The 12,937-nt window shown below is 72.6% G+C and carries 12 protein-coding genes, 3 tRNA genes, 1 pseudogene and 1 riboswitch; of the genes and pseudogenes, 4 read left to right on the top strand and 12 right to left on the bottom strand.

Annotation, left to right across the window (positions count from 1 at the left end):
• Positions 1-117: 117 nt before the first annotated feature.
• The 4 genes from HC031_RS09000 to HC031_RS08985 form a co-directional block, all read right to left on the bottom strand.
• Positions 118-192 (bottom strand) — tRNA-Val (locus HC031_RS09000).
• A 40-nt stretch (positions 193-232) separates the two neighbouring features.
• Positions 233-303: transfer RNA gene (locus HC031_RS08995), tRNA-Cys, on the bottom strand.
• Positions 304-337: 34 nt separating this feature from the next.
• Positions 338-410, bottom strand: a tRNA-Gly gene (locus HC031_RS08990).
• A 331-nt stretch (positions 411-741) separates the two neighbouring features.
• Positions 742-1,833, bottom strand: coding sequence for a CapA family protein (locus tag HC031_RS08985; RefSeq protein WP_167924890.1), 1,092 nt, complete (start codon positions 1,831-1,833; stop codon positions 742-744).
• A gap of 39 nt (positions 1,834-1,872) precedes the next feature.
• Positions 1,873-1,961: riboswitch (ZMP/ZTP riboswitch) on the top strand.
• A 30-nt stretch (positions 1,962-1,991) separates the two neighbouring features.
• On the opposite strand from HC031_RS08985, the gene HC031_RS08980 reads away from it, so the two are divergent.
• Positions 1,992-3,263, top strand: coding sequence for a serine hydroxymethyltransferase (locus HC031_RS08980; RefSeq protein ID WP_167924727.1), 1,272 nt, complete (start codon positions 1,992-1,994; stop codon positions 3,261-3,263).
• Positions 3,264-3,307: 44 nt separating this feature from the next.
• Here the strand turns inward: HC031_RS08980 and bioD are convergent, their stop codons facing one another.
• The 3 genes from bioD to HC031_RS08965 are packed head-to-tail and all read right to left on the bottom strand — an operon-like array spanning position 3,308 to position 5,567.
• Positions 3,308-4,024 (bottom strand): dethiobiotin synthase, encoded by a 717-nt coding sequence (gene bioD / locus HC031_RS08975; protein ID WP_167924726.1) that lies wholly within the window; start codon positions 4,022-4,024, stop codon positions 3,308-3,310.
• On the bottom strand, positions 4,021-5,199 hold the full coding sequence (locus HC031_RS08970; RefSeq protein ID WP_420813620.1) for an 8-amino-7-oxononanoate synthase: 1,179 nt from the start codon (positions 5,197-5,199) through the stop codon (positions 4,021-4,023). The genes bioD and HC031_RS08970 overlap by 4 nt, the downstream gene beginning before the upstream one ends.
• Positions 5,196-5,567, bottom strand: coding sequence for a hypothetical protein (locus HC031_RS08965; RefSeq protein WP_167924516.1), 372 nt, complete (start codon positions 5,565-5,567; stop codon positions 5,196-5,198). Before HC031_RS08965 ends, HC031_RS08970 begins: the two co-directional genes overlap by 4 nt.
• A 253-nt stretch (positions 5,568-5,820) precedes the next feature.
• Between HC031_RS08965 and bioB the strand changes: the two genes are divergently transcribed.
• Positions 5,821-6,816, top strand: coding sequence for a biotin synthase BioB (bioB, locus tag HC031_RS08960; RefSeq protein WP_167924725.1), 996 nt, complete (start codon positions 5,821-5,823; stop codon positions 6,814-6,816).
• Positions 6,817-6,824: 8 nt separating this feature from the next.
• Positions 6,825-7,001, top strand: a pseudogene (gene bsaP / locus HC031_RS08955) (biotin synthase auxiliary protein BsaP); the annotation flags it as partial.
• Here bsaP and HC031_RS08950 read toward each other — a convergent pair.
• Together HC031_RS08950 and lgt are read right to left on the bottom strand one after the other, a co-directional pair.
• Complete coding sequence (locus tag HC031_RS08950; protein WP_167924723.1) at positions 7,002-8,210, bottom strand: FAD-dependent monooxygenase; 1,209 nt, start codon at positions 8,208-8,210, stop codon at positions 7,002-7,004.
• Between the two features lie 11 nt (positions 8,211-8,221).
• The gene (gene lgt / locus HC031_RS08945) at positions 8,222-9,301 is read right to left on the bottom strand and encodes a prolipoprotein diacylglyceryl transferase (RefSeq protein WP_167924722.1); all 1,080 of its coding nucleotides are present in this window, start codon (positions 9,299-9,301) and stop codon (positions 8,222-8,224) included.
• A gap of 78 nt (positions 9,302-9,379) precedes the next feature.
• Between lgt and HC031_RS08940 the strand changes: the two genes are divergently transcribed.
• Positions 9,380-9,931, top strand: a complete 552-nt coding sequence (locus HC031_RS08940; RefSeq protein WP_167924721.1) for an NUDIX hydrolase — start codon at positions 9,380-9,382, stop codon at positions 9,929-9,931.
• 44 nt (positions 9,932-9,975) lie between these two features.
• Here HC031_RS08940 and trpA read toward each other — a convergent pair whose 3' ends face one another.
• From trpA to trpC, 3 genes are all read right to left on the bottom strand, one after another.
• Complete coding sequence (gene trpA, locus HC031_RS08935; RefSeq protein WP_167924720.1) at positions 9,976-10,785, bottom strand: tryptophan synthase subunit alpha; 810 nt, start codon at positions 10,783-10,785, stop codon at positions 9,976-9,978.
• 70 nt (positions 10,786-10,855) lie between these two features.
• Entirely contained in the window at positions 10,856-12,070 is a 1,215-nt protein-coding gene (gene trpB, locus HC031_RS08930) for a tryptophan synthase subunit beta (RefSeq protein WP_167924719.1), read from the bottom strand.
• Positions 12,067-12,870 (bottom strand): indole-3-glycerol phosphate synthase TrpC, encoded by an 804-nt coding sequence (trpC, locus tag HC031_RS08925; RefSeq protein ID WP_167924888.1) that lies wholly within the window; start codon positions 12,868-12,870, stop codon positions 12,067-12,069. Before trpC ends, trpB begins: the two co-directional genes overlap by 4 nt.
• Positions 12,871-12,937: the final 67 nt, after the last annotated feature.

The raw sequence follows: 12,937 nt of genomic DNA, 5'->3' as shown, positions 1-12,937 counted from the left end.
AGACGGCGGAGCCGCAAAACGATCACGTGCTCCACATTTGCTCCACTTGTAATGCACAAAAGCAGAACGGCTCGTTACCTTGATCTCGGTAACGAGCCGCCTACCTGCGGTTTTATCTGGTGGGCGATACTGGGTTTGAACCAGTGACCTCTTCCGTGTCAAGGAAGCGCGCTCCCACTGCGCCAATCGCCCTGGGTCTTGCGTTTGTTGAGCCCCCGTGTACTCACTCTCGAGGTGGAGACGGGATTTGAACCCGTGTACACGGCTTTGCAGGCCGTTGCCTCGCCTCTCGGCCACTCCACCGGGGCGTCGCCTCGAGATTATCTGGCGGCCTCCGAGCGGACGACGGGACTCGAACCCGCGACCCTCACCTTGGCAAGGTGATGCGCTACCAACTGCGCTACGTCCGCACCGTCACCGTGTGTTCCCGGCGACGGATGAGAACTTTAGCCCAGTCGAGCCCCCACTGCCAAACCGGGCCCCCCTCGGCGCGTCGCGCACCCCGATCAGCAGGGCTCCGAAACCCAGGCGGAGGCCACCGAGATGCACCGCGACCAGGGAAAACATGGCCGGCCCCGCACATTGGCGCAGCCCGGCCAACCACGGGCCGACCACCGGCCGACCTTGTCAGCCGCCGCACCAGCCGCTGCACCACCCGCCGCCGCAGTCGCCTGTCTTGTGACCGATACCACCAGCAAGATCAGCTCAGTACAGGCAGGTCGCGTTGGGGAGCGCCCCGCGTCACCCGCGCGGAGCCGGCGCCAGCCCCGTACACGAATGCAGATCGGCGTACTTTTTCACAATCCGGTCCGCTTCCCCGCCGCTGACCGGCAGCGGCTGGCCGGTGTCCCTCGAGATGGACGCGGGTACCAGCTCCGAACGGCTCACCGCGCCGCCGTGCAAGGTCAGGCGCAGCACTCCCGTGTCGTTGCTGAACGCGTCGTCGCGCCACCACAGGAAGTTTCCCAGCCCGTACGCGACATAGGTCTTGCCGATCATGCCGTCGCCGAGCAGCAGGTGGGCATGGGTACCCACGACGGCGGTGGCGCCGGCCTCGGCCATGCGGGCCGCGAAGGTCTTCTGCTCGCCGGTTGGGCAGTCGTTTCCTTCCTGGCCCCAGTGCACGTACACGATGACCACGTCGGCCTGCGCCCGCGCGGCGCGCACCGCGGCGATCGAGCGGGCGACGTCGGAGGCCATGGCGATACCGGACCGGTTGTCGGTGGCGGCCCAACTGCTCTCGAGCTCGTGGATCTGGCTGACGGCGACGAAGGCGATGCGGGTACCCCGGACCGTGGTCACCCACGGCGCATACGCCTCGGTGGCGTTCTGGCCGGCGCCGATCGCCGGTACCCCGGCCTTGTGGGCGTCGTCGAGGGTGTCGGCGAGCCCGGTACGTCCGTAGTCCAGCGCATGGTTGTTCGCGACCGTGACGACGTCCACGCCGGCGGCGCGGACCGCGTCGAAGGCCGTGGCGGGCGCCCGGAAGTGGAACTCCTTGGGCTCGGGGGTACCCCGGTCGGTGACCGACGTCTCCAGGTTGACCATGGCGACGTCAGCGTCCTTGAACACCGAGGCGATCGGACCGAAGGCGGTGGCCGGGTCGGCCAGCAGCTTGGCCGTACGGTCGGCGAAGTGCACGTCGCCGGCGAACTCGAGCGTGATGTCCCCGCTGCGCGACGGCGACGGGGAAAGCGACGGCGACGGGGAAGGCGAGGCGGCCACGCCGTGGCCCGCGCCGGCGGACGCCGGAGTCTTCCAGGAGGCCTTCGCTGTGCCCGCCGAACAGCCGCCGATCGCCAGCAGCGCCGCCAGCACGGCGCAGGTCCGCATTCTCACGTGCGAAACCTTACGGACCCCCGGCTAAGATCGAGGGGTACTCGTGACTGGCGCATGCAAAAGGTGGAACCGACCACCGGGGAGCGACCTCGATTGCGACACCGCGCGCCTGGGTGTCCGGTCCTCGGCCGAGCCTGCCTGGAGGGGCCCTCATGCATCTCCCACCGATCCCGCACCTGACCGCGCAAGACCCGGAACTGGCCGCGCTGGTCGAAGGTGAAGCGCGACGCCAGCACGACGTCCTGCGGATGATCGCATCGGAGAACTACGTCTCCCCCGCCGTGCTCGAGGCGACCGGCTCGGTGCTGACCAACAAGTACTCCGAGGGGTACCCGGGTAAGCGCTACTACGAGGGCCAGCTCTTCATCGACCAGATCGAGCAGCTCGCGATCGACCGGGCGAAGGCGCTGTTCGGCGTCGAGCACGCCAACGTCCAGCCGTACTCCGGCTCGCCGGCCAACCTCGCCGTCTACCTGGCGTTCGCCCAGCCCGGCGACCCGGTCATGGGCCTGTCGCTGCCGATGGGCGGTCACCTGACCCACGGCTGGGGCGTTTCGGCGACCGGCGCCTGGTTCCGCCCGGTGCGCTACGAGGTACGCCGCGAGGACGGCCGCATCGACCTGGACCAGGTCCGCGACCTGGCCCGCCGGGAACGGCCGAAGATCCTGATTGCGGGTGGCACGGCGATCCCGCGCACGATCGACTTCCCGGCGTTCGCCGAGATCGCCCGGGAGGTCGGGGCCGTCCTGGTCGCCGACATCGCCCACATCGCGGGTCTGATCGCCGGTGGCGCGCACCCCTCGCCGGTCGGGCACGCCGACGTGATCACGACGACCACGCACAAGACGCTGCGCGGCCCGCGCGGCGCCATGATCATGACCACGGCCGAGCACGCCAAGGCGATCGACAAGGCGGTCTTCCCCGGCCTGCAGGGCGGCCCGCACAACCACACCACCGCCGGCATCGCGGTCGCGCTGAAGGAGGCCTCGACGCCCGACTTCAGCCGCTACGCCCACCAGGTCGTCGCGAACGCCAAGGCCCTGGCCGCCGCGCTGACCGAGCGCGGCTTCGACCTGGTCACCGGCGGCACCGACAACCACCTGCTCCTGATCGACCTGACCAACAAAGGTATCGGGGGCAAGCCGGTGGCCCGCGCGCTCGACCGCGCCGGCATCGAGACCAACTACAACACCGTCCCGTACGACCCGCGCAAGCCGTTCGACCCGTCCGGGCTGCGGCTCGGTACGCCCGCGCTAACCACGCGGGGGCTCACCGAGGCGCAGATGCCGCAGGTCGCGGCCTGGATCTCCGAGGCGGTCGACGCGGCGGCCAAGGACGACGAGGCCACCCTGGACAACATCGCAGCCCAGGTACGGGAGCTGCTGGCCGCGTACCCGATGCCGGGCTGGGAGCCGACTCCGTAACCGGGAGCCGACTCCGTAAACGGGAACCGACCCGCTAAAGGAAGCTAGACCGACGAGGCTGCGCTCCGGAACTTCTCGGCGTCGAAGGCGCCGTACAGTTCCGGAGCCAGCCAGTCGGTGACGCGCTCGCGGAACCGGGCCGGCTGCCATCCGCCGACCCCGTCCGGCACGATCCCGGCGAGCTCCGTCGGCAGGTCCTCCAGGTTGGTGCGGTGCACCAGCTCGGACTGCGCGGGCCACGACCCGATCACGACCGCGGCCGGGATCTCGCGCCGGTCGAGCGCTTCGAGGGTCAGCGCGACATGGTTGAGCGTGCCGAGCCCGGCACGGGCGACCACGACCGCCGGCGCGCCGAGCGCGATGGCCAGGTCGGCGATGCTCCAGCCGCCGTCACCCAGCTGTACGAGCAGCCCGCCGGCCCCTTCGACGAGGACCAGCTCGTGGTCGGCGGCGAGCTCCTCGACGGCCGTGAGCACGTCGGCGAGCACGAGGGGCGCGAGCCCGGCGACCCGGGCGGCCGTCAGCGGGGCGAGGGGGTCGGGGTACGAGGCGAGGGTACGGACGGTCGCCGGCGCGGCGAACCGCTGCACGGCCTCGGCGTCGGTCTCCTCACCGTCCGCGACACCGGTCTGGCCGGGTTTGACGACGGCGACCCGGAGCCCGGACTGGGTGGCGGCGGCGGCGATCGCGGCGGTCACGATGGTCTTGCCGACTCCGGTGTCGGTGCCCGTCACGATGACCGGCCCCCGCCATGGTGTCATGGGCGCTCCTCGAGGATCACATCAACGGCGCGCTCGAAGTCGTCGCGCGCCACTCCGACATTGATCGTAAGCCGCAGTCGCGAGCGGCTGTCCGGGGTGGACGGCGGCCGGAAGCAGCCGACGGCCACGCCGCGCGCCCGGCAGGCGGCGGCCCACCCGACGGCCTGCTGCGGCCCGGGGGCGGTGACCGACAGGACCCCGGCGGACGGCGTGGGCACCTCCAGGCCCGCCGCCCGCAGCCGGGCCGTCGCGTACCCGGCCCGGTCGGCGAGCTCGGCGCGCAGCTCGTCCCCGGCAGCGGCGGCGATCAGGCGCAGCGCGGCGGCAGCGCCGGCCGCCACCGCGGGCGGCAGCGCCGTGTCGTAGATGAAGGTGCGGCCGGTGTCGACCAGGTGCCGATGCAGCTGGGCCGGCCCGGCGACCAGGCCACCGGCCGCGCCGAACGACTTCGACAGGGTGGCGGTCACGACGATGTCCGGTTCGCCGGCGAGACCGGCGGCCGCGACCCCACCGGCGCCCCGCGGCCCGAGCAGCCCTACGGCGTGGGCGTCGTCGACGAGCAGGAGGGCGCCGAACTCCCGGCAGACGGCGTGCAGCGCCGCCAGCGGCGCGAGGTCGCCGTCGACGGAGAACACCGACTCGGTGATGACCAGCGCCGGGCGGCCGGGGTGGGCGGCGAGCGTGTCGCGTACCGCCGAGACGTCGGCGTGCGGGGTCACGACGGTCTGTACGCCGTCGTTTCCGGCCTTCGCCGTCCGGCAGCCGTCCACAAGCGACGCATGGTTGTGCGCGTCGGAGACGATCAGGGTGCCGGGGCGGGCGAGCGCCCGGACCGCGCCCACGTTGGCGAGGAAGCCCGACGAGTACACCAGGGCGGTCTGCGTGCCCAGCCAGTCGGCCAGGCCGGCCTCCAGGTCGGCGTGGGCGCGGGTGGAGCCACGGACGAGCCGTGAGCCGGTGGCGCCGAGACCGTACGCCCGGACCGCGTCCACCGCCGCCTCGACGACCGTCGGGTGGGTCGCCAGGCCGAGGTAGTCGTTGCCGGCGAGGTCGACGACCTCATCCGCGGGCCCGTGCGGGCGCAGCTCACGCCGTAGCCCGGCGGCCTCCCGGTCGGCCGCGGCAGCCGTGAGGTCGTCGAGCCAGCCGGCCGCGATGCTGAGTTCGGCCGTCACGCGGTCACCTCGCCCGCTGCCGCTTTCGCCCGGCTGACCGCGGGCGGCTGGTCGGGGCCGGTCGGGTCGGTCGGGTCGGTCGGCTTGGGGTCGGTCGGCCCCTCGGGGTCGGTCGGGCCCGGGCCGCCGGGCTCGTCGGGGTTGGGCGGCGGCAGCTGCGGCTCCTTCGTGGCACCGGGTACGGTCGCCGCGGCGCGGCCCGCCGCGACGGCAGCCGGCGACGCCGTGCCGAGGACCCGGTTGCGGTCCACGCCGTACTGCCAAGACCCGCCGATCCGGGAGATGACGGTACGCCGATCGCCGTGCCACGGGCTGTTCTGAGTGAACGGGTGCCACACAGACGCCGCGTCGCGTTCGAGCCGGTTCATGGCACGCCTCCTGGCGTTGTATCGAGTTGAGGACGCCCCGTTCGTGTCCGGAGACATCTGGCTCATGATGGCACCGAGTAGGTTATCTATCGCTGCACGGGTGCGCTCCGTGACGAGATCAGCCGCGTATATACGCGCAGCGTGAGGGCCGGCTCCGGGCGCGGTGCGCCCATCGTGGACCCCGCGTCGAGGAAGATCACTCCGGGTGGGATCGCTCAGCGCGGCCGATCCCCGGGCCTTGTAGGGTACGGCCATGCCTGAGACCGTACTTGCACGTGCCCAACGCGTTCTGGAGACCGGTGTCGGTCTGGACGAGACCGGCGTGCTCGAGGTGCTGCGGCTGCCCGACGACCAGATACCGTCCATTCTCGAACTGGCCCACCAGGTACGGATGCGCTGGTGCGGCCCGGAGGTCGAGGTCGAGGGCATCGTGTCGCTCAAGACCGGCGGCTGCCCCGAGGACTGCCACTTCTGCTCGCAGTCGGGCCTGTTCGCGTCGCCCGTACGCTCGGTCTGGCTGGACATCCCCGCGCTCGTCGAGGCGGCCAAGCAGACGGCGGCCACCGGCGCGACCGAGTTCTGCATCGTGGCCGCCGTCCGCGGCCCGGACGCCAAGCTGATGGCGCAGCTGCGCGAGGGCGTGGCGGCGATCCGCGAGGCCGTCGACATCAACATCGCGGCCTCGATCGGCATGCTCACGCAGGCACAGGTCGACGAGCTCGTCGAGCTCGGGGTGCACCGCTACAACCACAACCTCGAGACGGCCCGCTCGTACTTCCCCAACGTCGTCACCACCCACTCCTGGGAGGAGCGCTGGGACACGCTGCGGATGGTGCGCGACTCCGGCATGGAGGTCTGCTGCGGCGGCATCCTCGGCCTGGGCGAGAGCGTCGAGCAGCGGGCCGAGTTCGCCGCCCAGCTGCAGGTGCTCGACCCGCACGAGGTTCCGCTCAACTTCCTCAACCCGCGCCCCGGCACGCCGCTGGCCGACCAGCCGGTACTCGACCCGAAGGACGCGCTCCGGGCGATCGCCGCGTTCCGGCTGGCGCTGCCGCGTACGATCCTGCGCTACGCCGGCGGCCGGGAGATCACGCTGGGTGACCTCGGCACCCGGGACGGCCTCCTGGGCGGGGTGAACGCCGTGATCGTCGGCAACTACCTCACGACGCTCGGCCGCCGCCCCGACGAGGACCTGGCGCTGCTCGAGGAGTTGAGCATGCCGGTCAAGGCGCTGTCTGCGACGCTGTGACCATGCAGTGGTGTGATCGATGCGGCGGGGCGCTCGCCGACGGTGGCCACGAGGCCTGCGCCGCCGCCCGGCAACTCGAGCCGCCCCGTTACTGCGGCAGGTGCCGGCGCCGGATGAAGGTACAGGTGCTGCCGGCCGGCTGGCGGGCCAGCTGTGTGGAGCACGGCGAACTGTCGTCGGTGTGATCACGAATCGGAGCCGGCGAGCGGCCGCCAGTCGCTGGCGCCCGCCGCGGCGGCCTTGAACAGCCGCGGCGCCACCGTACCGAGCGCGACGCGCCGGGCCCGGAGCCCGAGCCGGCCGCCCGCGCCCTCCAGCACGGCCGCCACCCGCCGGCTCTGCCGGGCCAGCCGGGCCGCCCGGCGCCGCCGGGCGCGTTGGTACGCCCGCAGCGCGCCGGCCAGCGCGGGGCCGGGTGACGCGTCGCGGACGAGCGCCTGCAACGTCGCCGCGTCCTCGAGGGCCACGGACGGGCCCTGGCCCAGGTGGTCGGCGAGGGCGTGCGCGGCATCGCCGAGCAGCACGTACCCGCCGGCGCCGGCGGGGAAAGCGAACGCCGCGGGCAGCGGGCTCAGCTCGCTGACGTCCTGTTGAACCAGGTCGTCGGGCTCGGTCACCGCCAGTAGCTGCGCCACGGGCGCGTGCCAGCCCGCGAACCACCGCCGCAGCAGGGACAGCTGCACCTCGGGCGGCTCCGGCCGGGCCGCACCCGGCACGGTCGCCAGCCAGCAGATCCCGCCCCGGCCCGACACCTCGGCCGATCGCCGCTCGCCGAGGGACGCGTACCTGAACCGCTGCCCCACGCTCAGCGTCTCCCCGGCGGCCGGGGTGCTGTCCGGCAGCCGCGGGGCGCGGTACCACGGGATAACCGCCCGCCAGGCCGCGTACCCGCCGCTGACGGGTCGGCTGTCGGGGACCAGCCGCTGCCGTACCGTGCTGCCCACCCCGTCGGCGGCGACGACCAGGTCGGCCTCCCAGGTGGCGCGCCCGTCGCCGACCGCGGGGCGACCCTCCCGGCCGGGTACCGTCCGCACGGCCACCCCGGGCCGGAGATCGACGCGTTCGCCGAGCCCGGCCACGAGCGCGTCGTGCAGGTCTTCGCCGTGCACCACGTACGGCGTCATGCCGTCGGCCGGGCTCCCCTTGTGCAGCCAGCGGCCGTCGGGACGGCGCAGGCCGGCGGTGTGCACCGGGGTCGCGACCGCGTCGAGCCCCTCGTCGAGGCCGAGGGACCGCAGCGCGCGCAGCCCGCCCGGCCACAGCAGCACCGCACCCGGGGCCGGTCGGATCCGCTCCCGCTGTTCGAGGAGCGTGACCTGCCATCCGGTCCGGGCCAGCGCGCCGGCGGCGGCGAGCCCGCCGATGCCGGCGCCGACGACGACCGCGGAGCGCATCCGGGATCCGGCTACGGTTGCGACGGCGCGGACTCGCTCTCGGACGTGTCGGCCGGCGGTTCGTGGGCGGGTGGCTGGTCGGTCTCGGCCGCCGGCTCTGCCGCTGCCTCGCCCGGGTCCGCCGCCGTCTCGGCCTTGCCGGGCTCCGCCACCGCTCCGGCCTCGCCGGGCTCCGCCACCGCTCCGGCCTCGGCTGCCCCGGCCGCCGGCGCCACCAGGATCTTGCCGTCCTCGGCGACGGTGAGGCGCTGCTGCGGGCCGCGTACCCGTACGAAGTAGATCAGCGCGCCGAGGAAGACGATGATCGCGGTCCAGTCGTTGAGCCGCAGGCCCAGGAAGTGGTGGGCGGGGTCGTCGCGCAGCGCCTCGACCCAGAACCGGCCGACCGTGTACGCCATGACGTACAGCGCGAACGCCCGGCCGCGCCCGAAGCGGTAGCGCCGGTCGAGCTGCCAGACCAGGATCGCCACGCCGATGTCCCACAGCGACTCGTACAGGAACGTCGGCTGGTAGAGCCCAGGCAGCGTGTAGGCGTGGCCGGCCGCGTCCTTCTCCGCCATGCCGGTGGTGCCGTCCCACCGGTGGACCTGCAGGCCCCACGGCAGCGAGGTGCGCCCGCCGAACAGCTCGTTGTTGAACCAGTTGCCCCACCGGCCGAGGCCCTGGGCCAGCGGCAGGCCGGGCGCGAGCGCGTCGGCGACGAACGCCAGCGGGATGCCCATCCGCCGCGCCCCGAGCCAGGCGCCGAGCGCGCCGCCGGCGACCGCGCCCCAGATGCCCAGGCCGCCGTTCCAGATCTTGAACGCGTCGAGCGGGTGGCCGCCGGCACCGAAGTACGCGTCCGGTGAGGTGATCACGTGGTAGATCCGGGCGCCGACGATGCCGAACGGCACCGCCCACACCGCGATGTCGAGCACGGCCCACTCCGGCGCGCCGCGGCGGCGCATCCTGATCTCGGTGACCGCGCAGGCGGCGATGATGCCGAGCACGATGCACAGGGCGTACGCACGGACCGGCAGCGGGCCGAGGTGCCACACGCTCTGCGTCGGGCTCGGAATCTCGGCGAGGGGGGTGAGCGCCACAGAATTCACGGGTGCACACGCTACCCCGTACTCCTGCCGTGTGCGTTGCGGTGGTCACACCCGTTGCCCGGTTCTAGGCTTCCCAATATGAGCCAGCTCTCTTCGGCTGAGAAAGCCGACGCCACGCATGTGAGCGACCATCCGTGCACCTCGGTGGTCGCCGCTGTTATCTCAGACGACGCCGGGCGCCTGCTGCTGTGCCAGCTTCCCCAGGGCCACCCGCTGTGGGGCCTGCCCGGCGGTCGGATCCGCAACAGCGAGAGCCCCGTCCACGCCGTCATCCGCGATGTCCGCCAGGAGACCGGGGCGGAGATCGAGCTGTCCGACCTGGTCGGCCTCTACCAGCTGACCGGCGACGGCTGCGGCAACGGCCTGCCGGACCTGGTCGTCCACGTGTTCCGCGGCAGGTGGCACGGCGGCGAGGTGGCCGTGAACGCGCCCGGCCGCGTCCAGCGACTGTCGTGGCACGATCCGGATTCGCTACCGGAGGCGCTGACCGCCACGGCCCGGGCGGCCCTGTCCGACGCCGTCGCCGGCCGGTCCGGGGTGCTGCGCACCGTACGCCGCGACGTGATGCGGGAACGCACCGACCTCACCGGCGCGACCGAGCCGACCCCGGCTGCCGTCGGCTCACCATGATCGCGGAAACTTTTCCGTGCTGGAACACGGAAAAGTTTCCGCGATCATGAAGAAGTACGAGTAACGCCGCCGGCCAGGTCGGCGGTGAGGGTGCGCAACGCGCTCAGCCCCGCGTCGAGGTCCGGCGCGCCCAGCAGGCACCCGACCAGGGCACTGCCGACGATGACGCCGTCGGCGAAGGACGCGACCTCGGCCGCCTGGGCGCCGTCGCGTACGCCGAGGCCGACGGCGACCGGGAGGGCCGGGTCGGCCGACAGGCGCCGTACCCGGTCGACGAGGACCGGCGCGGCGCTCGACGTCTGGTCGCGGGCGCCGGTGACGCCCATGACGCTGCTGGCGTACACGAAGCCGCGGCACGCCGCCGTGGTCATGCGTACCCGCTCGTCGGTCGACGACGGCGCGACCAGGAACACCCGGTCGAGCCCGTGCTCGTCGGACGCGGCGATCCACTCGTCGGCCTCGTCCGGGATCAGGTCGGGGGTGATGAGCCCGGCGCCGCCGGCGGCGGCGAGGTCACGGGCGAAGGCCGCCACCCCGTAGCGCTCGATGGGGTTCCAGTACGACATGACCAGGATGGAGGCGCCGGCGTCGGCGACCGCCTCGACCGTCCGCAGCACGTCGGCCGCGCGGACACCGCCCGCGAGCGCGGCTTCCGCGGCCCGCTGGATCACGGGTCCGTCCATGACCGGGTCGGAGTACGGGAAACCGACCTCGACCACGTCGACGCCGGCCTCGACCATGGCCCGGATCGCGGCGATGCCGCCGTCGACGGTCGGGAACCCGGCCGGCAGGTAGCCGACGAGCACCGAACGCCCCTCCGAGCGCGCCTTGTCAAAGGCAACCGAGACGCTCATACGATCGCTTCGCTTCGCTCCGCGATGCTTTCGCGACGCACTGCGCCCCTGATTCGCTCGCTCCGCTCGCTCATTCTTCACCGTCCAGCACGCCGAACCACTGGCCCGCGGTCTCGACGTCCTTGTCGCCGCGCCCCGACAGGTTGACCACGATCGTCGGCGTACGCCCCAGCTCCGCCGCGAGCGTCGGCGCGATCCGCAGCGCGCCCGCGAGGGCGTGCGAGCTCTCGATCGCCGGGATGATGCCCTCGGTACGGCACAGCAGCCGGAACGCCTTCATCGCCTCGGCGTCGGTCACCGGCTCGTAGGTCGCCCGTCCGGTGTCGTGCAGCCACGCGTGCTCCGGGCCGACCGCCGGGTAGTCCAGCCCGGCCGAGATCGAGTGCGACTCGATCGTCTGCCCGTCCTCGTCCTGCAGCAGGTACGTCTTCGCGCCGTGCAGCACGCCGAGCCCGCCGCCGGTGATGCTGGCCGCGTGCCGACCGGTCTCGACGCCGTCGCCGCCGGCTTCGAAGCCGTACAGCCGGACGTCGGTGTCGGGGACGAACGCGTGGAAGATGCCGATCGCGTTGGAGCCGCCGCCGACGCACGCCGCGACGGCGTCGGGCAGCGACCCGGTGGCGTCGAGGATCTGCTGGCGCGCCTCGACGCCGATACCGCGGACGAAGTCGCGCACCATGGCCGGGAACGGGTGCGGACCGGCCGCGGTGCCCAGCAGGTAGTGCGTCGAGTCGACGTTGGTCACCCAGTCCCGCAGCGCCTCGTTGATGGCGTCCTTGAGGGTACGAGAGCCGGTCTGCACCGGGACGACCGTGGCGCCGAGCAGCTCCATGCGCGCGACGTTGAGCGCCTGCCGGCGGGTGTCCTCCTCGCCCATGTACACGACGCACTCGAGGTCGAGCAGGGCCGCGGCGGTCGCGCTCGCGACACCGTGCTGCCCCGCGCCGGTCTCGGCGATGATCCGCTTCTTGCCCATCCGGCGGGTCAGCAGCGCCTGGCCGAGCACGTTGCGGACCTTGTGCGCGCCGGTGTGGTTGAGGTCCTCGCGCTTGAGGAAGATCCGCGCGCCGGCCTGGGCCGACAACCGTTCCGCGAAGTACAGCATCGACGGGGTGCCCGCGTAGTCGCGCAGCAGCCGGCCGAACTCGGCCTGGAACTCGTCGTCGGTCATGGCCTTGCGGTACTCGACGTCGAGCTGGTCGAGCGCCGCGATCAGCGCCTCCGGCACGAACCGACCGCCGTAGCGGCCGAAATGCCCGGTTTCATTGGGACCGAGGTCGCTCATCGGGTCGGCCTCGGGGTCGCCGGGTGGCTACCGGCCGTCACCAGCTCGGCCACCGCCTCCCGGGGGCTCTTGTGTGTCACCAGTCCCTCTCCGACAAGTACCGCGTCGGCGCCGGCCGAGGCGTAGCGGATCAGATCGTGCGGGCCACGCACGCCCGACTCCGCGATCTTGACGACGTGCCCCGGCAGCCCCGGGGCGATCCGCTCGAACACCGAGCGGTCCACCTCGAGGGTACGCAGGTCGCGGGCGTTGACGCCGATCACGCGGGCGCCGGCGTCGAGGGCCCGGTCGGCCTCTTCTTCGTTGTGCACCTCGACCAGCGCCGTCATGCCGAGGCTCTCGACCCGGTCGAGCAGGCCCGACAGCGCGTTCTGGTCGAGCGCCGCGACGATCAGCAGGACGACGTCCGCACCGTAGGCGCGGGCCTCGTGGACCTGGTAGCTGGAGACGACGAAGTCCTTGCGCAACAACGGGATGTCGACCTTGGCCCGTACCGCCGCGAAGTCTTCCAGGCTCCCGCCGAACCAGCGCCCCTCGGTCAGCACGCTCACGCACCGGGCGCCACCCGCCGCGTACTCCCTGGCGAGCTCGGCGGGGTCCGGGATCTCGGCCAGCTGTCCCTTGGACGGCGACGACCGTTTGACCTCGGCGATCACCCCGACTCCGGGGGCCCGCAAAATCGAGTACGCGTCCTTGGCCGGCGGTGCCGCCGCGGCCAGCTCCTTGATCCGCTCCAGCGGAACCCGCTCCTGACGTACGGCCACGTCTTCACGTACGCCAGCCAGGATCTCATCCAGCACGTGACCGGACTCGGGCTGGAATCGCGACGGGTTCGTCGGCGGACTCCCCTCTTCCGCTGTCATGCGC

Origin of the sequence: Planosporangium thailandense (genome assembly GCF_011947195.1) — a bacterium.
Taxonomy (GTDB): domain Bacteria; phylum Actinomycetota; class Actinomycetes; order Mycobacteriales; family Micromonosporaceae; genus Planosporangium; species Planosporangium thailandense.
The sequence above is the reverse complement of the archived record's forward strand: the minus strand, read 5'-3'. Positions and strand labels throughout refer to the sequence as shown.